21 protein-coding genes are annotated in these 20,662 nt (G+C 59.6%); 13 read left to right on the top strand and 8 right to left on the bottom strand.

Translation table 11 applies throughout. The features are described 5' to 3' along the window. On the bottom strand, positions 1-896 hold an 896-nt coding region (locus AAAC48_RS05310; RefSeq protein ID WP_340653175.1), incomplete at its 3' end, for a Gfo/Idh/MocA family oxidoreductase. Positions 897-1,024: 128 nt separating this feature from the next. Between AAAC48_RS05310 and AAAC48_RS05315 the strand changes: the two genes are divergently transcribed. The 6 genes from AAAC48_RS05315 (at position 1,025) to iolB (ending at position 8,202) form a co-directional block, all read left to right on the top strand. Beyond that, the gene (locus AAAC48_RS05315) at positions 1,025-1,858 is read left to right on the top strand and encodes a MurR/RpiR family transcriptional regulator (RefSeq protein ID WP_340653176.1); all 834 of its coding nucleotides are present in this window, start codon (positions 1,025-1,027) and stop codon (positions 1,856-1,858) included. Between the two features lie 353 nt (positions 1,859-2,211). Further along, positions 2,212-4,140, top strand: coding sequence for a 5-dehydro-2-deoxygluconokinase (gene iolC / locus AAAC48_RS05320; protein WP_340653177.1), 1,929 nt, complete (start codon positions 2,212-2,214; stop codon positions 4,138-4,140). Positions 4,141-4,217: 77 nt separating this feature from the next. Beyond that, positions 4,218-6,068, top strand: coding sequence for a 3D-(3,5/4)-trihydroxycyclohexane-1,2-dione acylhydrolase (decyclizing) (gene iolD / locus AAAC48_RS05325; protein WP_340653178.1), 1,851 nt, complete (start codon positions 4,218-4,220; stop codon positions 6,066-6,068). 229 nt (positions 6,069-6,297) lie between these two features. Continuing rightward, positions 6,298-7,182 (top strand): myo-inosose-2 dehydratase, encoded by an 885-nt coding sequence (gene iolE, locus AAAC48_RS05330; protein WP_340653179.1) that lies wholly within the window; start codon positions 6,298-6,300, stop codon positions 7,180-7,182. Beyond that, positions 7,182-7,400 carry a DUF3329 domain-containing protein gene (locus AAAC48_RS05335; RefSeq protein WP_340653195.1) on the top strand — a complete coding sequence of 73 codons (219 nt, stop codon included), beginning with the start codon at positions 7,182-7,184 and terminating at the stop codon, positions 7,398-7,400. The genes iolE and AAAC48_RS05335 overlap by 1 nt, the downstream gene beginning before the upstream one ends. Positions 7,401-7,404: 4 nt before the next feature. Beyond that, complete coding sequence (gene iolB, locus AAAC48_RS05340) at positions 7,405-8,202, top strand: 5-deoxy-glucuronate isomerase (RefSeq protein WP_340653180.1); 798 nt, start codon at positions 7,405-7,407, stop codon at positions 8,200-8,202. A 51-nt stretch (positions 8,203-8,253) separates the two neighbouring features. Here iolB and AAAC48_RS05345 read toward each other — a convergent pair whose 3' ends face one another. Both AAAC48_RS05345 and AAAC48_RS05350 read right to left on the bottom strand, forming a co-directional pair. Beyond that, a complete protein-coding gene (locus tag AAAC48_RS05345; RefSeq protein WP_340653181.1) occupies positions 8,254-8,895 on the bottom strand; it encodes a DUF1109 domain-containing protein in 642 nt (213 codons plus the stop codon). After that, positions 8,882-9,439 carry a sigma-70 family RNA polymerase sigma factor gene (locus AAAC48_RS05350; RefSeq protein ID WP_340653182.1) on the bottom strand — a complete coding sequence of 186 codons (558 nt, stop codon included), beginning with the start codon at positions 9,437-9,439 and terminating at the stop codon, positions 8,882-8,884. The genes AAAC48_RS05345 and AAAC48_RS05350 overlap by 14 nt, the downstream gene beginning before the upstream one ends. A 202-nt stretch (positions 9,440-9,641) precedes the next feature. On the opposite strand from AAAC48_RS05350, the gene AAAC48_RS05355 reads away from it, so the two are divergent. The 4 genes from AAAC48_RS05355 (at position 9,642) to AAAC48_RS05370 (ending at position 12,458) form a co-directional block, all read left to right on the top strand. Continuing rightward, positions 9,642-10,361 (top strand): DUF1223 domain-containing protein, encoded by a 720-nt coding sequence (locus AAAC48_RS05355; protein WP_340653183.1) that lies wholly within the window; start codon positions 9,642-9,644, stop codon positions 10,359-10,361. Positions 10,362-10,467: 106 nt separating this feature from the next. Beyond that, a complete protein-coding gene (locus AAAC48_RS05360) occupies positions 10,468-10,734 on the top strand; it encodes a hypothetical protein (protein ID WP_340653184.1) in 267 nt (88 codons plus the stop codon). A 75-nt stretch (positions 10,735-10,809) separates the two neighbouring features. Next, positions 10,810-11,688: a cytochrome b/b6 domain-containing protein gene (locus AAAC48_RS05365; protein WP_340653185.1), complete on the top strand. Its 879-nt coding sequence runs from the start codon at positions 10,810-10,812 to the stop codon at positions 11,686-11,688. Then, positions 11,685-12,458, top strand: coding sequence for a molybdopterin-binding protein (locus AAAC48_RS05370; RefSeq protein ID WP_340653186.1), 774 nt, complete (start codon positions 11,685-11,687; stop codon positions 12,456-12,458). Before AAAC48_RS05365 ends, AAAC48_RS05370 begins: the two co-directional genes overlap by 4 nt. Here AAAC48_RS05370 and AAAC48_RS05375 read toward each other — a convergent pair. Both AAAC48_RS05375 and AAAC48_RS05380 read right to left on the bottom strand, forming a co-directional pair. Further along, positions 12,434-12,940 carry a tetratricopeptide repeat protein gene (locus AAAC48_RS05375; RefSeq protein WP_340653187.1) on the bottom strand — a complete coding sequence of 169 codons (507 nt, stop codon included), beginning with the start codon at positions 12,938-12,940 and terminating at the stop codon, positions 12,434-12,436. The two genes, AAAC48_RS05370 and AAAC48_RS05375, sit on opposite strands and share 25 nt — an antisense overlap. 19 nt (positions 12,941-12,959) lie before the next feature. Continuing rightward, on the bottom strand, positions 12,960-13,832 hold the full coding sequence (locus tag AAAC48_RS05380; RefSeq protein ID WP_340653188.1) for a hypothetical protein: 873 nt from the start codon (positions 13,830-13,832) through the stop codon (positions 12,960-12,962). Positions 13,833-14,114: 282 nt separating this feature from the next. Between AAAC48_RS05380 and AAAC48_RS05385 the strand changes: the two genes are divergently transcribed. Beyond that, complete coding sequence (locus AAAC48_RS05385) at positions 14,115-15,119, top strand: Tim44 domain-containing protein (protein ID WP_340653189.1); 1,005 nt, start codon at positions 14,115-14,117, stop codon at positions 15,117-15,119. Between the two features lie 152 nt (positions 15,120-15,271). Here the strand turns inward: AAAC48_RS05385 and AAAC48_RS05390 are convergent, their stop codons facing one another. Next, positions 15,272-15,619: a GFA family protein gene (locus tag AAAC48_RS05390; RefSeq protein WP_340653190.1), complete on the bottom strand. Its 348-nt coding sequence runs from the start codon at positions 15,617-15,619 to the stop codon at positions 15,272-15,274. 125 nt (positions 15,620-15,744) lie between these two features. After that, positions 15,745-18,171 (bottom strand): DNA translocase FtsK, encoded by a 2,427-nt coding sequence (locus AAAC48_RS05395; protein ID WP_340653191.1) that lies wholly within the window; start codon positions 18,169-18,171, stop codon positions 15,745-15,747. 353 nt (positions 18,172-18,524) lie between these two features. Between AAAC48_RS05395 and AAAC48_RS05400 the strand changes: the two genes are divergently transcribed. Then, entirely contained in the window at positions 18,525-18,710 is a 186-nt protein-coding gene (locus tag AAAC48_RS05400; protein WP_340653192.1) for a hypothetical protein, read from the top strand. Positions 18,711-18,720: 10 nt separating this feature from the next. Here the strand turns inward: AAAC48_RS05400 and AAAC48_RS05405 are convergent, their stop codons facing one another. Then, positions 18,721-19,347: a pyridoxamine 5'-phosphate oxidase family protein gene (locus AAAC48_RS05405; RefSeq protein WP_340653193.1), complete on the bottom strand. Its 627-nt coding sequence runs from the start codon at positions 19,345-19,347 to the stop codon at positions 18,721-18,723. Positions 19,348-19,458: 111 nt separating this feature from the next. On the opposite strand from AAAC48_RS05405, the gene AAAC48_RS05410 reads away from it, so the two are divergent. Further along, the gene (locus tag AAAC48_RS05410) at positions 19,459-20,355 is read left to right on the top strand and encodes a LysR family transcriptional regulator (protein ID WP_340653194.1); all 897 of its coding nucleotides are present in this window, start codon (positions 19,459-19,461) and stop codon (positions 20,353-20,355) included. Positions 20,356-20,662: the final 307 nt, after the last annotated feature.

Below are 20,662 nucleotides of genomic sequence, written 5' to 3' on the forward strand. Positions count from 1 at the left end.
GCGGTCAGGATGGTGCGGTAACCCTGTTCCGTCGCACGGTCGGCGGTGACATAGAGCTGGAACTCGTTGGCGCGCTCCTGATCGAACAGGATCGAGCCCTTCGAGCCGAAGATCTGCAGCGCGATACGGCCCTTGCGGCCCCAGGCGGAGCGATTGACCTGCAGCGTGCCGGCAACGCCATTCTCCATATGCATGAGCACGCTGGCGCTGTCATAGGTCTCGACGGGGCGGTCTGTTCCATCGTTTGTTTTGCGCGTCGCGTAGGGTTTCGACATGTCACACATGACACGGGAAACGCGGCCGAACAGCGTGAACAGCAATGACAGCGGATGCACGGCGAAATCGTCGAGCGCGCCATAGCCTGACGTCGTCTCATGCTTCCAGTAGAACAGCGCATGCGGATCGGCCATGAAGTCCTCATCCATCTCGATGCGCAGATGATTGACGTCGCCGATGATCTTCTCGGCGAGCAATTTGCGGATATGACGGATGGCGGGACCCTGGATGTAGTTGTAGCCGAGGGCCGCAACCTTGCCGGACTGTTTCGCTGCCGCGAGCATGGCTTGCGCATCGTTGAAGGCAGGCGCCATCGGCTTCTCGCACCAGACGTGCTTACCGGCCATGAGCGCTGCAATGGCCATTTCCGGATGGAACTGGTTCGGAGTCGTTATCGAAACGACGTTGACTTCTGGATCATCGATCACGGCGCGCCAGTCGCCCGAACCCTTCTGGAAGCCGAACTCGTTGGCGCGGCGCACGGCAAGCTCGGCATTGGCCTCGCCAAGATGGACGAGCCGTACAGGCGCCACGTCGCCAAAGACGGCGCGCACCGAATTCCACGCCAGTGCGTGGCATTTGCCCATGAAGCCCGTTCCGACCAGTCCGACATTCAGCATCGTTCTCTCCCTTGCAGTTGCCGATTGAAATAATCTATAACAAGACAAAATGGAATAACTGATCCGCCTTGATATAAATATTTTGTCAGAGGCATGGATATCCAAGAGGGAATGATTGAGTGGGCAGCATGGACGATGAAGTGACGTTACCGCGCGATTTTGATGCACTGCGCACCATGATCCTTGACCGCCGCGAGGTGCTGCCCAAGCGCCTGGCGCAGATCGCGGCCTATGCCCTGAGCAATCCTGACGAAATCGCCTTCGGTACGGCGGCGAGCATTGCCCAGACGGCGGGCGTGCAGCCCTCGACATTGATCCGCTTTGCCCAGCACCTGGGGTTTGATGGCTTCACCAGCCTGCAAGCGGTGTTTCGGGAGCGGTTGCGTGAACGGCAGATTTCCTATGAGGAGCGGTTGTCGGCGCTGCGCGGCGACACGCACGGGCTATCCAAGAACCGCGTCATCCTCAATGGTTTCCTGACGGCGGCCAGCCATTCCATCGAGACGATTTCGCACAATGTCGAAGAGGACGTGCTGTCCCGCGCCGTGGATATCCTGGCGGGAGCCGAGACGATCTATCTCCTGGCACGGCGCCGCTCCTATCCGATTACCGCCTATATGGCCTACGCCTTCGGCAAGCTGAAAATCCGCAATCAACTGATTGAATCGACGGCGGGCATCGATCCGGAGATCCTGTCCTTTGCCAGGCCAAGCGATGCCGCCATTGCAATCAGCTTCTCGCCCTATGCCTCGGCAACGATCGAACACGCAGCTGCGCTGGCTGCACGCAATGTGCCGGTTGTCGCCATCACCGACAGCGCCTTTTCCCCACTCGCCCAGTCGGCCAAGGTATGGTTCGAGGCGGCTGAGGGGGATTTCTCCGGATTTCGCTCATTGTCCGGCACAATGGCGCTCGCCATGGCTCTGACGGTCAGCGTGGCGGAGAAGCGGCGAAGTTTGTAGAGAGACCTTTGCCAATCCACCCTGATGGCCATCTGATGCGATTCCCTGCGCTTCCGGTGCTCATGGATCCAAAAGTTCACTGCGCTGCGGTTCTCGAAAACCACACGACCTATATCAGGTTGAATTCTCAAATGTCTCGACGCAAGTCGCGAATTGCGAGCACGCCGTCCGTTATTCAGACAGCATCGCGTATTGACGACGATGATATTGCAACGATCCTGAGCACCTTGAAACGACAGAAATACGAAAAGAACAGACATTCCATATTGACGATTTGATAGAATTATTATTTCATATAGGAAAATTCCCGGCCGCTTGATGCCGGGGCTTATCAGCCTATCGGGAGGATTATCATGGACAAAGCTGAGGCAGGCAGGCCGCTTGACGTCATTACCATCGGCCGTTCGTCCGTGGATCTTTATGGCCAGCAGATCGGCTCGCGCCTGGAGGACATCACCTCCTTTGCCAAATCGGTGGGCGGCTGTCCGGCCAATATCGCCGTTGGAACAGCGCGGCTTGGTCTGCGCTCTGCGCTGTTGTCGCGTGTTGGCGACGAGCAGATGGGCCGGTTCATCCGCGAGCAGATGGCGCGCGAAGGCGTTGCCACCGATGGCGTGATCACCGATCCGCAACGACTTTCGGCGCTTGTCATCCTGTCGGTCGAGAACGACAAGAGTTTCCCGCTGATCTTCTATCGCGAGAATTGTGCCGACATGGCGCTGGCTGAAGGCGACATTGATCCGGCATTCATCCAGTCCGCGCGGGCCGTCGTCGTAACCGGCACGCATTTTTCCAAGCCGAACACGGATGCTGCACAGCGCAAAGCCATCCGCCTGATGAAAGAGGCGGGTGGCAAGGTGGTGTTCGATATCGATTATCGTCCCAATCTCTGGGGCCTTGCCGGACATGCAGCGGGCGATAGTCGATATATTGCCTCGGATGCGGTGTCGAACCATCTGAAGACCGTTCTCGCCGATTGCGACCTGATCGTCGGCACGGAAGAGGAGGTGTTGATCGCCTCGGGTGAGGCTGACCTCTTGAGTGCGTTGAAGACCATTCGCGCGCTGTCGAGCGGCACAATCGTCCTGAAGCGCGGTCCTATGGGCTGTATCGTCTATGAAGGGGCGATTTCCGATAATCTCGAAGATGGCATTGTTGGGAAGGGCTTCCCGATAGAGGTATTCAATGTCCTTGGTGCAGGCGATGCCTTCATGTCCGGTTTCCTGCGCGGCTGGCTGGGCGGAGAGTCATTGGCGACTGCCGCAACCTGGGCCAACGCCTGCGGCGCCTTCGCCGTGTCGCGCCTGCTCTGCGCGCCGGAAATTCCGACTTTCGAGGAACTGCAATATTTCCTCGAGCATGGCAGCCCGTACCATGCACTGCGCAAGGACGAGGCGATCAATCACGTGCACTGGGCAACGACACGCCGGCACGAAATCCCCTCGATGATGGCCTTTGCCATAGACCACCGCGTACAGCTGGAGGACCTTGCCAACAAGCTTGGTGCCGATGTTGACAAGGTGCACGCCTTCAAGGAACTGGCGGTGAAGGCGGCGGCGAAGGTTGCGGGTGGACGTAGCGGCTACGGCATGCTGCTCGACGAGAAATTTGGCCGCGAAGCCATGTTCGAATTCGCCCGCCATAATTTCGATTGGCTGGGACGCCCGGTGGAATTGCCGGGATCGCGTCCCCTCCGCTTCGAATTCTCACAGGACATCGGCTCGCAACTGGCGGAATGGCCGGTGGATCATTGCATCAAATGCCTGTGCTTCTATCATCCGGACGATCCGGCAGAACTGAAGCAGGAGCAGCAGGCGAAGCTGCGCACGCTGTTTGAAGCGGCGCGCAAGGTCGGGCGCGAATTGCTGATCGAGATCATCGCCGGCAAGCACGGCAGGCTCAACGACAATACCATCCAGCAGGCGCTGGAAGAACTCTATGCGCTCGGCATCAAGCCGGATTGGTGGAAACTGGAGCCGCAGGCTTCAGCTGCCGCCTGGAAGAAGATCGAGGCGGTCATCGAGAAGAACGATCCCTGGTGTCGCGGTGTCGTGCTGCTCGGGCTGGAAGCGCCGCAGGACGAACTGGAAGCGGCTTTTGCCGCGACTGCCAATGCGCCGGTGGTCAAAGGCTTTGCCGTTGGCCGGACGTTGTTCATGGATGCGGCGGAAAACTGGCTCTCGGGCCGAATTACCGATGAGGCCGCGATCGACGACATGGCCGATCGTTTCGAAAAATTGACCAAAGCCTGGCTTGCCAGCCGCAACAGACAAGCGGCATAGCTAGAGCAATTCCAGGAAAAGTGGAAACCGGTTTTCCGTCCGGAATTGCGGAAGGATTAGCCCGGGAGGAGACTGACATGACCAAGACGATACGCCTTACGATGGCACAGGCGCTGACACGCTTCCTCAGCCATCAGATGACAGTGGTGGATGGCAAGAAAGTGCCGATCTTCGCCGGTGTCTGGGCTATTTTCGGACACGGCAATGTCGCAGGACTCGGCGAGGCGCTTTATCAGGTGAGGGAAGAGCTGCCGACCTATCGCGCCCATAATGAGCAAGCCATGGCCCATGCTGCCATCGCCTTTGCCAAGGCGAGCTTCCGCCGGCGCATGATGGCGGTAACGAGCTCCGTCGGTCCTGGTGCGACCAATATGGTGACCGCCGCGGCGCTGGCGCATGTCAACCGGTTGCCGCTGCTGCTCTTGCCCGGCGATGTCTTTGCCAACCGCGTTCCCGATCCAGTGCTGCAGCAGGTGGAATCATTCGGCGACGGCACGGTCTCGGCCAATGACTGTTTCCGCCCGGTGTCACGATATTTCGACCGCATCACCCGGCCGGAACAGATCATTCCCGCGCTGGCGCGGACAATGACGGTGCTGACCGATCCGGCCGAATGCGGGCCGGTAACGCTGGCACTGTGCCAGGACGTCCAGGCCGAAGCCTACGACTATCCGGAAAGCTTCTTTGAGGAGCGTGTCTGGACGCTGCGGCGGCCAAGGCCTGATCGCGATGAACTGGCCGCTGCCATAGAGGCGCTGAAGTCAGCCAGGAAGCCGCTCGTCATTGCCGGTGGCGGTGTCATCTACTCGCAAGCATCGAAAGAGTTGGCGGAATTCGTCGAAGCGGCAGGCATTCCCGTCTGCGAGACGCAGGGCGGTAAGTCCTCGCTGCCCGACACGCACCCGCTCAACATGGCGGCTGTCGGCGTTACCGGTACCTCCGCTGCCAATCGGCTGGCGCAGGAAGCCGATGTCATTGTCGCTGTCGGCACCCGTTTGCAGGATTTCACCACCGGTTCCTGGGCACTGTTCCAGAATTCGGAGAAGACCTTCATCGGCCTTAACGTGCAGCCTTTCGATGCGGTCAAGCATCGGGCGCTGCCGATCGTTGCTGACGCGAAGGAGGGGCTTCTTGAGCTTGCTACGGGGCTGAAAGGCTACAGGGCACCGGCGAGCTGGACCGACAATGCCGCCAGCGGCAAGGCGCAATGGCAAAGGGCCGCCGCCAAGGTCACTGGCCCGACCAACGCGTCTCTGCCTTCCGATGCTCAGGTCATCGGCGCCGTGCAGCGGGCGATGGGCAGTGAAGCGACCGTGCTGCATGCGGCGGGCGGTCTGCCAGGCGAGATGCACAAATTGTGGCAGGCGGGGGCACCTGGCTCCTACCATGCGGAGTATGGCTTCTCCTGCATGGGGTACGAGATCGCTGGCGGGCTCGGCGCCAAGATGGCGAAGCCAGATGATGAAGTCGTCGTCATGATCGGCGACGGGTCCTATCTGATGCTGAACTCGGAAATCGCCACATCCGTAATGCTCGGCCAGAAGATCAATATCGTGCTGCTGGACAATCGCGGCTATGGCTGCATCAACCGGCTGCAGATGGGCACCGGCGGCGCGAACTTTAACAACCTGCTGAAGGACACGAAGCACGAAGTTCTGCCGGACATCGATTTTGCCGCCCATGCGCGCAGCCTCGGGGCTATCGCCGAAAAGGTGGCGTCGATTGCCGAAATGGAAAGCGCATTGGCCCGGGCCAAACAGAATGACCGGACGACAGTGATCGTCATCGATACTGACCCGCTGATTTCAACGGAAGAGGGCGGTACCTGGTGGGATGTTGCCGTGCCGGAGGTGAGCCAGCGGCCACAGGTCAATGCGGCACGCAAGAACTATGAAGAGCAACAGAAGCTGCAGCGGGTTGGTGATTGAACAGTATAGGGAAGCTGGGTGCACTTGTTGAGCAGCATGTGGCGCCCCTTACCCTCCCCCTTGTGGGGAGGGACGGACCGCATGTCCGGGGAGGGGATCTTTTGAAATCATCTACCGTAAGCAAGGCCCCTCCCTGCTGCTACGCAGCCTCCCTCCCCACAAGGGGGAGGATAAAGGAGCCCAACCGCCAATTTGTGCAAACATCGCACGTAACTGAAGGAAGACAAGAATGATCCGTATCGGGGCGAACCCTATCGGCTGGTCCAATGATGACATGCTGGAAATCGGCGGCGACATTCCGCTGGAAACCTGCCTTGAGCAGGCTCAGGCGGCGGGGTTCACCGGCATGGAGCTTGGCAACAAGTTTCCGCGTACCGCCGACAAGCTGCGCCCGATCCTCGACTCCTACGGCCACAGCCTCGTCAGCGGCTGGTATTCAACCGAGCTCCTCACGCGCGATGTCGATGCCGAGCTGGAGGCCGTGAAAGGCCATGCGACGTTGCTGAAGGACATGGGCTGCTCGGTGCTTATCGCAGCGGAAACCTCCAACGCCATTCATTCCAACAAGGACCTGCCGCTATCGGCACGCCCAGTCCTGCAGAAGGCGGCATGGAAAGTGTTCGGCGAGCGCTATACGCGCTTTGCGGAAGGTGTGGAGCAGGCCTACGGCCTGCAGCTGGTCTATCATCACCACATGGGAACAGCAGTGCAGAGCGAATCGGAGATCGACCGCTTCATGGAAGTGACCGGCAGCGCAGTTCACCTTTTGCTCGACACCGGCCATGCGACATGGGGCGGGGCCGATCCGGCGCGGCTGGCGCGGCACTACAAGACGCGTATCGGCCATGTCCACTGCAAGGACATTCGCGAAGCTGTGATGTGGCAGTCCAACCGGGAAGACTGGTCTTTCCTCGATTCCGTGCTGGCAGGCGTCTATACTGTTCCGGGTGACGGCATGATCGACTATGTTCGCGTGCTAAGGGAACTTCAGGGCTTTAGCGGCTGGGTCGTGGTCGAAGCCGAGCAGGATCCGAAGAAGGCCGATCCGGCCATATATTCGAAGCTCGGCCACGCCAATCTCAGCCGCTTCATCAAGGAAGCAGGGCTCGCTTGATCAAAGATTCGAACCATCCGTTTTTTCGCCCGCTGTGGCGCCGCGTTGCAGTGGTGGCTTTTTGCTTTGCCTGGGCCATTTTCGAGTTCGCAACCGGCACGCCTTTCTGGGGCGTGATAGCGCTCGGTTTTGCCGGATATGGCGTCTGGCAATTCTTCGTCATCTACGATGCGACGGAACCGGCCAAACCGGCGGACACGGAAGCCGAAAAGGAGTAAAACCATGTCGAAACTGTTGCTGAAGGCCAAGCCGGGTACCGGCCGCGTCGCGCATGTCACGCCAGAAAGCGCCGGATGGACCTATGTCGGGTTCGACTTGCACCGAGCTGTGCCGGGACAGACAGTCGCTGGCAGGAGCGAAGACAAGGAAGTCTGTCTGGTCTTCGTCACCGGCAAGGGTGTTGCAACCGTCAACGGACGCGATCTCGGCCTGCTCGGCGAGCGGATGTCGCCATTCGAGGGCAAGCCGTGGTCGGTCTATGTGCCGGAAGGCTGCGACTGGTCCGTGACGGCGGATACGGCGCTGGAGCTTGCCGTCTGCTCGGCCCCGGGACTTGGCGGCGGCCTGCCGGTGCGCGTCATTTCGCCCGACGATCTCGGCCAGGAAACGCGCGGCAAGGGGACCAATACCCGCTATGTGACCAACATCCTGCCGGAGAACGAGCCGGCGGATTCGCTGCTGGTGGTTGAGGTCATCACGCCCGGCGGCCATACGTCGAGCTATCCGCCGCACAAGCACGACCAGGACAATCTGCCGGCGGAATCCTATCTGGAAGAGACCTATTACCATCGCCTTAACCCGCCGCAGGGCTTCGGCTTCCAGCGGGTCTATACGGATGACCGGTCGCTCGATGAAGCCATGGCAATCGAAGATGGCGATGTGGTTATGGTGCCCAAGGGCTATCATCCCTGCGCCACCTGCCACGGCTATGACCTCTATTACCTCAATGTCATGGCCGGGCCGAAGCGCACGTGGAAATTCCACAATGCCGTCGAGCATGAATGGCTGATGAATCGATAAGTGCGAAATTGGATGCCGATTATCCCCCCGCAAGGGGGGAAATAACCAGAGCTACCACCGCAGGATAAACCGTCCGGTGATGGCGCCGATCAAGCCGGCAACGAGCACGCCGAGCGTGTACCACACGGCAATGAACGGCATGGCGCTTTCGTCGCAGTGGAACGAGTAGACGAGCGAAGCGATTGAACCGGCGGCAAGGCCGGCCGCAGCACCAGCCAAGGTCGGGCGCGTCGGGGCCAGTCCGCGCAGCACCCAGAAGGCACCGATCAGCAGCGGCAGCGAGAGCATGACGATGTTGAAGGTGCAGACGGTGATTGTACGGCCTTTCAACATGGCCATATGTTCTTCGGGCGGTGTCATTGCCAGTTGCGCAAAGGCGAGAACGATCATCACTACAATCGTCGCCGCCATCAGGCCGAGATTGACGCGGATGGAACCAAGCGGATGGGCGATGCGCTTGACCGCCCAGCCGCCGGCGACGGCGAGGATCAGCGTATAGGTGAATTTGGTCCAGAACATCATCGTCGTGCTGGCTTCAGCGAGGTCTGGTCGCATTCCAAGCCACAGGACCATCAGAACGGCCGATGCGACAAGACTGATGCCGAGGCCTGTCCCGACCCGCTCGAGCACAGCGGTTCGCGATACCGGCTTCAATTCGCCGGTGAGACGCGCAATCAGATCATTTGTCGTCATTGGCCGCATTTCCCTTCAGTCTCGCGGTGATTGCCCTAATTCCTCTGTGTATGCTCACCTTCACCGACGTTTCCGAAAGGCCGGTGCTTTGCGCTACCTCGGCGATGGACTGGCCCTCGATCTTCGTCCGGTAGATCAGATCGCGCGATTTTTCTGGCACCGATTGCAGGAGCCGGTTCACGTCCATGCGATCCGCCGCCGCATCGGACTGATCCTGCACGAACAGGTCTTCCACGTCGTCGAGCGGAACAGTTGCTCGGATGCGGTTGCGCCTGAAATGGTCGATCAGCTTGTAGCGCGCGATCGCATGCAGCCAGGCGGTGAAGGGCCGGTCGACCTCGTAGGTTGCGCGCCGCGTATGCAAAGCCATCAGCGTCTCCTGCACAAGATCGTCGGCATCACTCTTATGCGCATCCGCCAGCCGGCGCAGGAAATACGAGCGCAGATGTTTGGCAACGTCATTGAGGAGAATGCCATAGCTCCGCGCATCACCCGCCAGGCTTGCGAGCATCAGTTCCTTCAATCGTGTTTCGATCGAATTCACTCCGATTCATTCCTTATTCGTGCGGAGCGGGATAAAGGTTACAGATGAGATGGAAGTCGGCGGCGGGTCAATGCCCTGTCAAAGAATCCACTGAAGTTTGATCACCAATGCGTGATGGCTGTAACCAAATCGGGCCGCCTCGCGAATTGCCTGATGTGACCGGGACAAACGTCGGTCAGTCCGGAGACGCGAGGAGATCAGAATGGGCGTTCAACGAAACCGCCTCCACAGGCGTGCATTGGCAATCTGCACCGCTGTGGCACTGCTCGGCCTTGGTGCCGGGGCAGCCTTTGCCGACGAGATGAAGCCGCTGACCGTTGTCGAACTCTTCACCAGCCAGGGTTGCTCGTCCTGCCCGCCGGCCAACGCCAATCTCATCGAACTCAGCAAGCGGCCGGGCATCCTTGCCCTGAGCTTCGGCGTCACCTATTGGGACCGGCTCGGCTGGAAGGACGTCTTTGCCAAGCCCGAATATACCGTGCGGCAGGAGACCTATGAGGCACCCCTTGGCCGCGATGGACCGTTTACGCCGCAGATGGTGGTCAACGGCCGCGCCGATGTCGTTGGCAACAGGATTGCCGAAGTCGATCAGCTCATTGCGGCGCAGGGCAAGGTCAACGCGCTGTCGCTCGATCTGAAGGGTCGTTCGCTGACCATCGGCGAGGGGAGCCCGCCGGACGGCAATGCCGATATCTGGTTTGTCACCTACGACGAGCGGACAGTCAATGTGCCGGTCAAGCGTGGTGAAAACACCGGCCGTACGCTGCCGCACAAGAATGTCGTGCATGGCCTGACAAAGCTCGGCAGCTGGAATGGCAAGACCCAGACTGTGGATGTGCCGGCGGCGGGACCGGGACTGCGCACGGCGATCCTTGTGCAGACGCCAAATGGCGGGCCGATCCTCGCTGCTGCAACCGAATAGCGAACTGAGGAGATTCCTGGCGATGTCCAGGATCACGTGGATGTCAGAGGCATCCGAAACTTGTCGGCACGTTTGACCGTGTCTCATTCAAACCAAGGAGAAACCCATGAACATTCTTACACGCCGCATCGTCCTGTCGGCTTTCGTTCTCGCCAGCGGTCTTGCCGGCACCAACATGGCCATGGCCATGGATCCAATGAAGCCGATGAGCAAGGCCGACTGCATGAAGAAGGCCAAGATGGAAAAGGACACCACGAAGATGAATGCCATGGTGAAGGAATGCGACACGATGGCAATGAAAAAGGATACAATGAAGCCTATGAAGAAGGACGCAATGGCGCCTGATGCAATGGCTGCCCCGAAGAAGAAGTAATGAATCTGAAGCGTTGCCGGTTCTTACCCTCCCCACAAGGGGGAGGGTAAGAGGGGGTCCGCCATGGAGGCTCAAATGACAAGCGTCACATCTGACGTTACGAAAAACGGCACGGCCAAACCGAAGAAGGTCCTGTTCTACCGCCATTCGGTTGCGGTGCGCATTACCCATTGGCTCAACGTGCTTTGCCTGAGCTTCCTGTTGATGAGCGGCCTGCAAATCTTCAATGCGCATCCAAGCCTGTACTGGGGGCAGTATGGCGCCGATGCCCTTCCCGACCCCTCCTTCATTTCCATTGGAGCGGTGGAGGATGGCGATACCATCAAGGGCATCACGCGCGTTGGTCCACTGTCGCTGACGACGACTGGCGTCCTGGGTGCATCGAACGAGGACGGGCAACTGAGCCCGCGCGCCTTTCCTTCATGGATCACGATACCAAGCTACCAGGATCTTGCCACCGGACGCCGCTGGCACTTCTTCTTTGCCTGGTTCTTCGTCATCAACGGCCTGGTCTATCTGCTCCATGGTCTGATCGCCGGACATTTCAAACGCGATCTTGTTCCGACCAGGGACCAGTTGACACCAAAGCATCTGGCGCACGAGATCACCGAACATGCGCGGCTACGCTTTCCGAAGGGCGAAGAGGCGCGGCACTATAACTCCCTGCAGAAACTCGCCTATGTGGGCGTCATTTTTATCCTGCTGCCACTGATGGTGCTGACCGGGCTCACCATGTCGCCGGGTTTCGATGCGATCTTCCCGTGGCTGCTCGATGTCTTCGGCGGGCGGCAATCGGCGCGCACTATCCACTTTATCTCGGCATCGCTGATCGTCGCCTTTGTCATCGTTCACCTGGTCATGGTGCTGGTCTCTGGCCTCTGGAACAATCTGCGATCGATGATCACCGGCTATTATGCCCTGAAGATCGAACCGGAAAAGGAAACGTCGAAATGAGTATCGACCTGACACGCCGCCGTTTCCTGATCGGCTCAAGCGTTGCTGCAACCGGGCTGCTTACCGGCTGCGACGCGCTGGTGGAAAGCGCCAGCGTCAACGATATCCTGCAAAGGGCCGAATCCCTGACCATGGGCGCCCAGCGCCTGCTCATGTCACACCAACCACTGGCACGCGAATATACCGAGGCGGATCTCTCCCCGGTGTTCAAGACCAATGGTACGTCACAGCCCGACAGCGAGGATTATGCGCGGCTGATGGAAAACAATTTCGCCGACTGGAAGCTCGTCGTGAACGGCATGGTGAATACGCCGCTCGAACTGTCGTTGACCGACCTGAAGGCGATGCCCTCGCGCACACAGATTACCCGGCATGATTGCGTCGAGGGCTGGAGCGCCATCGGCAAGTGGACCGGCGTGCCCCTGGGTCTTGTTCTGCAGAAAGCCGGCATCGCGCCGGGCGCACGCTACGCAGTATTCTATTGTGCGGATGATTATGAACAATCACTGGACGGTAGCGGCCGGTATTATGAGAGCATCGATCTTGTCGACGCCTGGCACCCGCAGACCATCCTTGCCTATAGCATGAACGGCAAGGATCTCGAAGTTGCCCATGGTGCACCGCTGCGCCTGCGTGTCGAACGCCAGCTCGGCTACAAGCATGCGAAATATGTGATGCGCATCGAACTGGTCGACAGCTTCAAGGGATTGTGGGGCGGCAAGGGCGGCTTCTGGGAAGACCGTGGCTATGAATGGTATGCGGGGATTTGATCAGTGAGCGCTTTGGCGTAATTGGCGAGCGATCGGTTATACCTTGGCAGGTGGCGGGCCAATGCGCCGAGCGCCATCGCCACGGCCTCCCTTTCACGGCCCGCATCGGTCAAGGACAGAGCCAGGAAGGCCGAGACGGCATCATCAAGATTGTCGGAACCGGACTGCTGCTCGGTTGTGAGAAGCGCGACGCTTTCATCGATCTGGCCGAGGTTGCGCAGAGTGCTGGCGAGCTGGATGATCGCACGGCGTCGCAATGGGCCGGTGAGCCCTGCCGCAATTGCCTGCCGATAAAGCGGAGCTGCCTTCTCCTCCTGGCCGGTCGAGTCATGTGACGAAGCGAGTTCGAACAGACCGGCTGCGTCGCCGGGCGGCAGTTCGCTTGCCAATCTGTCGATTTCGCTGACAAAGGCGCCTGGCTCGTACTGGTCGAACGCTGCCCAGATGGCATCAATTCGCTGCTGCCAGCTTTCATTCGTCATTGCAGTGGTTTCTCTTCGGTTAGCGGGCTTGAACAGTGGCCAATATGGTTTCAAGCCGGCCAGCTGCCCATTCAGCTGAATAAAGACCAGTTTGCGGTTGCGGCCTCGCGGCAGCGAGCGCATTTGCAATGGCGCGGTGGAGTTGGATCGGGGAGGTGAACCAGTGTGCGCCTGGATGGGTTTCGCGATAGGCAATTTCCGGCCAGGCGACAAAAGGCAGGCCGAGACGTTGCGCCGTGGCAGCCTTGACGTTCGACTTCCAGCGGCGTGACAGCCAATTGCCATGACGGCCACCGCGCACTGCCAGCATGACATCCGCGGGCGGCGGCAGTGGGGCGTCCGACATGATAAAGTCGGCGCCGAGCAGGCGGCAGGACAGGCGCGCGGTGTATTCCCAGGCTTTCATGTAACCGCGCTTGCCGTGGAAAAGGACGCGAGGACGCGCACGAACATCCTGTTCGCAGCTGCGCAAGCGCGGGTCGAAATGGTGGTGCAGGGTGGCGGTGCGATAGCCGAGCGGTGAAAGGTCATCATTCATCGCCTGTGTCGGACAGAGGATCAAATCAGGTGAAATCCGTTCGAAGTCCTGGGCGAATACTTGCCGAGCTTCTTCTGAACTTTCGATCTGCAGGGCGGGATTGGTCTTACAAAAACGGCTCGCGCGCTGATCCCAAAAATCGAGCGGATCATAGATGATCGGCCCGCCCCAATTGCGCAACGCCGCAAGCGCCCTTTCGGAAATATGCTTGACGACGACAACAGCATCGACGCCGCTCAAGTCGCTCCTGGTGGCGTTGGCGATCGCGCTCCAGTCCAACCTTGTGGCCGCAAGCTGTTCGCCGCGCATCACCCATGCGCCGCTACCGCCAATTCCCGTAAACATGATGCGCATGCAATCTTGCCCTTCGCGGATCTTCGAAACATCAATTGCGATGCGTCCTGTCGAACCGACGGTCAGCCGGTTGTTATCGCTTGTATATAGGATCAGCAAAGGCAGCAAATAAGATGGCGAAAGGAAGGATTTTTCTGCACAATCTTGTGATGCGCAGCGGATAGTCCAGCCATTTTTGGCCGAACCTCGCTCAAAATTGAACGGCAATCCTTCAAATTGCCAACCACTTTCCCCATATGCGCCGGATAAATGTCACGTTACACGCATTGAGGAGACCATTCCATGCTGCCCGTTCTCAACCGCTTCAGCCGGATCGCCGCGATACTCGCCCTGGGATTGGCGGTTTCGTTCAGCGCTGTCCATGACGCCGACGCCCGGCGTGCCGGTGGCGGCGGATTTGGCAGCCGCGGCACACGCACTTTCGACGCGCCGGCGCCGACGCGGACTGCGCCTTCGAACGTCGCGCCCATTGAGCGTTCGATGACACCGCGGCCCGAGGCTGCGCAGCCATCGGCCGCACAGCCGCAATTTGGCCAGCAGCGCCCCGGCCTGTTTGGCGGAATGGGCCGTTCGCTCATCGGCGGCCTGCTGGTAGGCGGGCTGATCGGCGCCTTGCTTGGGCATGGTTTCGGTGGCGGCTTCGGGTTCCTCGGCATGCTCATGCAAATCGGTCTCGTCATCGGCGCTGTCATGCTCGCCATGCGGTTCTTCCGGTCACGCCAAACGACGATGGCCCCGGCTGGCACAAGCCCTTCCTTTGGCCGCAACGCCTATAATGAACAGCCGGCGGCGGCTCCGTCCTTCCGCATTCCAACGATTGGTTCCGGTTCAGGACAAGCTACGACTGGATATGGCCGGGCACCGGCGCAAGCTGCCGATGAAATCGGGTTGAAGCAGGAGGATCTCGACCGGTTCGAACAGCTCTTGACCGAGGTCCAGACAGCCTATGGCAAGGAAGACTATGCCGCCCTGCGCAGCCTGACCACGCCCGAGGCGATGTCCTATCTCGCCGAAGAGCTTGGCCAGAATGCCACCGACGGCCTCCGGAACAGCGTCTCCAATGTCAAGCTCCTGCAGAGTGATATTGCCGAGGCCTGGGCCGAAGGTGACGCGGAATATGCAACTGCTGCGCTGCGCTACTCCAGCGTCGATGCGATGCTGGACCGCAATACGGGCCGCGTCGTCAATGGCGATGACAAGGAAGCGACGCAGACCACGGAAGTCTGGACCTTCGTGCGCAAGGGCAATGACGATTGGAAGTTGTCGGCTATCCAGGACGCCGCCTGAGACCATTCGATAACTTCACCCTGATGGGGATCTGATGCGATTTTTGTCCGCTTCCGGTGCTCACGTACGTACCTTAAGTACGCTCCGCGGCGGTTCTCGAAAACAGCACCCCCTGCCTCATCAGGCTGAATTCTCAAAAGGTCTTTACACCTTCAAACCGAGCGGCCGTCAAACTCGAATTTCGACACTGAGGCGAGATCGAGGTCTTCAATGCAGCGGATGTTGATATAGGCGTTGCGCTCGCCTTTCGCGGCGACGTCTTCCGCATAGGGATGAATACCGCAATTCTGGCAGAAGCGGTGGGCGATGGCATGATTGTTGAAGGTGTAGGTGCCCAGATCCGTCTTGGACCCGCGCCATATTAGCTTCTCATGCGGTACGGCCCACAACAGTGCGCCCTTGCGCGAGCAGATGGAACAGTTGCATTCCACGGCTCCGGTGAGTTCTCCTTCGACTTCGAACGCGACGTTGCCGCAATGGCAACTGCCTTTGTAGAGCATGGCTCCTCTCCCTTGGTTCAGGTCCTTCGACCGGTATTGATTTGTTCAGACGAAGGACGAACGGATGGAAGAAAATCCGACACTACAGGCGATTTTGCATTGCAGCCGGGCGACCGGCTGCGATGTCATTGCGTATCGGATGCACCATCCCTGTTGCCATGGAGGATTTCGCGCTTGCCGACATGATTGGCTGGTCCGACCAAGCCTTCCTTCTCCATGCGCTCGACCAGCGAGGCGGCGCGATTATAGCCGATCTGCAGGCGACGCTGGATGTAGGAGGTCGAGCATTTCTTGTCGCGAAGGATGACTTTCACCGCCTGGTCGTAAAGCTCGTTACCGTCCTCGGCCGCCATTCCGCTCTTGTCGAAGACGGCGGTGTCATCAACCTCCGGCTCTTCCTCTTCGCTTTCGTCGGCGGTGACTGTGTCGAGATAGTCTGGCTGACCCTGTGCTTTCAGATGCGCGACGATCTTCTCCACTTCCTCATCGGAAACGAAGGGGCCATGGACGCGGGAGATCCTTCCGCCGCCGATCATGTGCAGCATATCGCCCTGGCCGAGCAGCTGTTCGGCGCCCTGTTCACCGAGAATGGTGCGGCTGTCGATCTTGGACGTGACCTGGAACGAGATACGCGTCGGAAAGTTTGCCTTGATTGTACCGGTGATGACATCGACTGACGGGCGTTGTGTCGCCATGATCAGATGGATGCCGGCGGCGCGGGCCATCTGGGCAAGGCGCTGGATCGCGCCTTCGATGTCCTTGCCCGCAACCATCATCAGGTCGGCCATCTCGTCGACGATGATGACGATGTAAGGCATCGGCGTCAGGTCCATCGCCTCCTGCTCGTATTGCGCCTCGCCGGTTCCCTTGTCAAAACCGGTCTGTACGGTGCACATGACCGTCTCGCCCTTTTCCTGGGCGCTGGTGACCCGGGCATTGAAGCCGTCGATGTTGCGCACGCCGAGCTTCGACATTTTCCGGTAGCGGTCTTCCATCTCGCGCACCGCCCATTTCAATGCCATGACGGCCTTCTTCGGGTCGGTGACGACGGGCGTCAACAGATGCGGGATACCATCATAGATGGAGAGTTCGAGCATCTTCGGGTCGACCATGATCAGCCTGCACTCATCCGGCGTCAGCCGGTAGAGAAGGGAGAGGATCATGGTGTTGATCGCGACCGACTTGCCGGAACCGGTGGTCCCGGCGACAAGCAGATGCGGCATCTTGGCGAGTTCGGCGATGACAGGCTCGCCGCCGATGGTCTTGCCGAGGCAAAGCGCCAGCTTGAACTTGGTCTTGTCGAAATTGTCGGACGCAACCATCTCGCGCAGGTAAACGGTTTCGCGCGTCGTATTCGGCAATTCGATGCCGATGACGTTGCGACCTGGAACGACCGCGACACGCGCCGACAGTGCCGACATGGAACGGGCGATATCATCCGCCAGACCGATGACGCGTGAGGATTTGACGCCCGGCGCCGGCTCGAATTCATAGAGTGTTACGACAGGACCGGGGCGAACATGGATGATCTCGCCGCGGATGCCGAAATCTTCCAGGACGCTTTCAAGAAGCCCTGCATTCTGTTCCAGCGTTTCCTGCGAAATGGTGACGGTGTCCTGCGTAACCGCTTCCTGCAGCAGGGTGACGGGAGGCTTTTCGTAACCTCCGTGCTGGGACCAGGCGTCCGCTGGACTTGCGATTGTGAACTGTCGGGGCGGGAGCGGCGGCTGAGCCGGAGCAATATCGCGGCGCCGTGCAATTGTGGGTTCAGGGGCGACCGCCGGGACCGGATCGGGAGCGGCAATCGGCGCTGCTTCGATCATGTCAGCCACCTGCGACTCCGGTTCCGATGGAATCGCTTCAGCTTGTGGCAATTCTACCGGCGCCGGATCGATTGGCGGCGCGGAAAGTTGCTGTTTTGGTGTTTCATCGGCTGGCTGGAGCTTCTTGCATTCGACGATGCGGAACCGTGCGGTGATTTCATCCGGACTGAACTGTGGCTTCGGCTTTGATGGTGCAGCTACGGCGACCGGCGCGACGTCAATGGCAAGGTCCATGGACTCAAAGAAGGCGAAGTCCGAGACATAAGCGAACGGCGAATTGTCCGGTGCCGGCGTTCTCGGCCGCGAGATGACAGGATTGGTATGAATTGCAACGGGGGCTTTCGGCGCTGCAACGGGGACGACGGGTGCCGTCGGCGCGGTTGGTGCGCGCGGAACAGGTATTGGGGAAGGGGCAGGCATGTGCGATGTAACGACAGGCTTTGCCGGTGCTTCTGGCCTTGCTGGTTCCTTGCCTTTCATAAGCTCGCTGTCAGGCGTGCGCGTGAAGCGGACGTTTTCGGACAGTGAGAACATGCGCTTCGAGATCGGCAGCGAAGATTCGTCAATGTTTATCTGCGCCGTTTGCTGAGGGCCAACGGCTGCGGGCGCTGGCCTGTTCTGGACAGGCGCTACGGCTGGCCGCCTGACCACCACAGGCTCATATTGCGGGCTCGTGCTGGCTGCCGGCGCAGGCCGACTCAGCAGTGACGGAGCCTGGGTTGCCGCCATAGGGCTTACCTGCCGTGTCTCGGTGCGAATCGGCTGGTCTCCGAATTCGTCCTCAAACCCGTATTCATCTGTTTTAATTGGAAAATTTGTTCTGGGGATACGCATGATGCCTGCAAACGGAATGGTGTGAAGTTACCCGATGGGCTCGCTATTTGAATAGGAAACCAAGGTTAACAAGTTGCTACTTTTGCGTCTGCGGACCGTCTATTTCCACGCCGTGGCAGGAAGGCCACAGGAGTGAGGTTTGTGTCGCGGAATTCGTGCGGCATCTTCGCAGTTTCGTGCTAGGCATTGCGACAGGATGATTTATTGCGAGCGATAATTCAGATCCATTTTTGAAAAGGCAGTTTGTGATGGCGATCAAATTCGCATTGAAAGACAATGACCCGAAATCAGCTTCGGCTGGCGCTGGAAAGGCGAAGACCGAAGCAAAGGCCGTGCCGGCCCCAATCGCCGGTGATGATTCGATTGTGAATCATTCCGGCAGCGATCTGTTTGATGGCAAGCCGGCCGAACAGAAGCGCAAACGCAAGAAGTAACGAAGCAGCCCTAACGGCCGAGCTGACCGGCACGCAGCCGGTCGATCTCGGCCTCCAGTTCTTCGATGCGCTTGTCGCGCTCGGCCACGATTGCTTCTACTTCAGCCGCATCGAATCGCAGCGGGATATGCTGCGGACAGTTCATGTCCCAGGCAGAAACCTTGAAAAGAATCACCTGCTCCGGGCGTGCGCGATAATTTTGTGGCATCAGCTTTGCCATCAGGTCGGCATCACCTTCGACCACCCGCGCTTCGCCCCAAAGCTTCACCCGCTGGCGCGTGCGGTAATCGATGAGGAACAGATAGGCCTTGGCGTTGTCGGCGAGGTTGCCTTGCGTGATGTACTGGCGATTTCCGGCGAAATCCGCAAAGGCGATCACCCGTTCATCGAGCACGTGCAGGAAGCCCGCCGGGCCGCCCCGGTGCTGGATATAGGGCTGGCCCTGGCTGTTGGCGGTGGCGAAAAATACGCTGATCTGGCTCTGGATGAACTGAGCGAGGTCCGGGGTGATGCCGGTGCGCCACGAGCCACGCTGCTCCATGCTGGCATAGCCGTCGCGCGAGCCCTTGCGGGACTGGACCGATTTGACCGTCGGCGTGAAGGCGACGTCGCTGGAAAATGCCTGTGCCGATGACATACCGGTTCCCTGAGGTTTGTGAAAGAAGATACGCCCTTGAAAATAGCTTCTTTCATGAAATCGCGGTAGAAGGGGATATTGGAAGTTTCCTCCCGAAAAATGGAAGGGTGGATGGATCGTCTCGATGCAATGACCGTTCTACTTGCTGCCGTCGAGACAGGCAGCCTGTCGGCCGCCTCGCGCCGGCTCGGCATGCCGCTCGCCACGGTGAGCAGGAAGGTTGCCGATCTCGAAGCGCATCTGAACACGCGCCTGCTGATCCGCTCGAGCCGCCGCGTCTCGTTGACGGATGCCGGGCGCGCCTATGTCGAGGCCTGCAGAGTGATCCTGGAACAGGTCGATGAGGCCGAACGCGCCGCGGCGGGCGAGTATATTGCGCCCCGAGGCGAACTCACGGTCACCGCGCCGGTGGTATTCGGGCGTCTGCACGTGCTGCCGGTCGTGGTCGAGTTTCTGAAAGCCTATCGCGAGATCAACCTCCGGCTCAGTCTCAGCGATCGTCAGGTCAATCTCGTGGAGGACCATATCGATCTGGCGATCCGCATTGGCAACCTGACCGACAGCAACATGGTTGCAACCAAGGTGGGGTCGATCCGTCGCGCAACCTATGCGAGCCCCGCCTATCTCGCACGGTGCGGCACGCCGCAGCGGCCCGAGGAGCTTGCCGGCCATGACTGCATTACTTTCGAAGGGTTTACCTCGCCGCGCGTGTGGACCTTCATGCGCGGCCGGAAGGAGGTCGTTGTACCGGTTCAGTCGCGCTTGAGCGTTACAACGGCGGAAGCGGCGGTCGATGCGGCGGTGGCGGAGCTGGGGGTAACGCGGCTGTTGTCCTATCAGGCCGCCCGCGCAATCGCTGCGGCCGAGTTGCAGATCATTCTCGAGCCGTTCGAACCACCATCATGGCCGGTCAGTGCCATCTATATCGCACAGGGCCTCGTACCGCTGAAGCTGCGGGCGTTTCTGGATTTCGCCGTGCCGAGGTTGAGGGAGCGACTGCAACCCTAGCACCGCTTCCAGGGGGTTATGCTCCGCCAAAAGCATATGATACGTCACGAGCTGCAAAACAGGATTCACATATGTCCGCGAGCGAGATTTTTCCGGCGACCTCGATGCCTGACCGGGATTGGTGGGCCGCGCTTTGGCCAGAGACGACTGTGCTGGGGGAGCCGCGGGGGATGGCTCCGGATGCCGTCAGCGCCGTCTCAAGCCGGCAGGGTTTCGAACGGCAGGGATCATTGAACTTCCGCCGTACCACTACGGAGCGATCTTGCGAAAATTGCCGGATAGACCCTGATCACTCGGCGTAAAAGGC

This window comes from Phyllobacterium sp. (assembly GCF_037994405.1).
Taxonomy (GTDB): domain Bacteria; phylum Pseudomonadota; class Alphaproteobacteria; order Rhizobiales; family Rhizobiaceae; genus Phyllobacterium.

What these genes read in the sequence shown, in the direction of transcription:
- AAAC48_RS05405 (WP_340653193.1), bottom strand. Translation starts at nt 19,347, where the DNA reads ATGTCATCGGCACAGGCATTTTCCAGCGACGTCGCCTTCACGCCGACG.
- AAAC48_RS05400 (WP_340653192.1), top strand. Translation starts at nt 18,525, where the DNA reads ATGGCGATCAAATTCGCATTGAAAGACAATGACCCGAAATCAGCTTCG.
- AAAC48_RS05360 (WP_340653184.1), top strand. Translation starts at nt 10,468, where the DNA reads ATGAACATTCTTACACGCCGCATCGTCCTGTCGGCTTTCGTTCTCGCC.
- iolB (WP_340653180.1), top strand. Translation starts at nt 7,405, where the DNA reads ATGTCGAAACTGTTGCTGAAGGCCAAGCCGGGTACCGGCCGCGTCGCG.
- iolC (WP_340653177.1), top strand. Translation starts at nt 2,212, where the DNA reads ATGGACAAAGCTGAGGCAGGCAGGCCGCTTGACGTCATTACCATCGGC.
- AAAC48_RS05375 (WP_340653187.1), bottom strand. Translation starts at nt 12,940, where the DNA reads ATGACGAATGAAAGCTGGCAGCAGCGAATTGATGCCATCTGGGCAGCG.
- AAAC48_RS05370 (WP_340653186.1), top strand. Translation starts at nt 11,685, where the DNA reads ATGAGTATCGACCTGACACGCCGCCGTTTCCTGATCGGCTCAAGCGTT.
- AAAC48_RS05355 (WP_340653183.1), top strand. Translation starts at nt 9,642, where the DNA reads ATGGGCGTTCAACGAAACCGCCTCCACAGGCGTGCATTGGCAATCTGC.
- AAAC48_RS05395 (WP_340653191.1), bottom strand. Translation starts at nt 18,171, where the DNA reads ATGGCGGCAACCCAGGCTCCGTCACTGCTGAGTCGGCCTGCGCCGGCA.
- AAAC48_RS05385 (WP_340653189.1), top strand. Translation starts at nt 14,115, where the DNA reads ATGCTGCCCGTTCTCAACCGCTTCAGCCGGATCGCCGCGATACTCGCC.
- iolD (WP_340653178.1), top strand. Translation starts at nt 4,218, where the DNA reads ATGACCAAGACGATACGCCTTACGATGGCACAGGCGCTGACACGCTTC.
- iolE (WP_340653179.1), top strand. Translation starts at nt 6,298, where the DNA reads ATGATCCGTATCGGGGCGAACCCTATCGGCTGGTCCAATGATGACATG.
- AAAC48_RS05380 (WP_340653188.1), bottom strand. Translation starts at nt 13,832, where the DNA reads ATGCGCATCATGTTTACGGGAATTGGCGGTAGCGGCGCATGGGTGATG.
- AAAC48_RS05315 (WP_340653176.1), top strand. Translation starts at nt 1,025, where the DNA reads ATGGACGATGAAGTGACGTTACCGCGCGATTTTGATGCACTGCGCACC.
- AAAC48_RS05345 (WP_340653181.1), bottom strand. Translation starts at nt 8,895, where the DNA reads ATGACGACAAATGATCTGATTGCGCGTCTCACCGGCGAATTGAAGCCG.
- AAAC48_RS05365 (WP_340653185.1), top strand. Translation starts at nt 10,810, where the DNA reads ATGACAAGCGTCACATCTGACGTTACGAAAAACGGCACGGCCAAACCG.
- AAAC48_RS05410 (WP_340653194.1), top strand. Translation starts at nt 19,459, where the DNA reads ATGGATCGTCTCGATGCAATGACCGTTCTACTTGCTGCCGTCGAGACA.
- AAAC48_RS05390 (WP_340653190.1), bottom strand. Translation starts at nt 15,619, where the DNA reads ATGCTCTACAAAGGCAGTTGCCATTGCGGCAACGTCGCGTTCGAAGTC.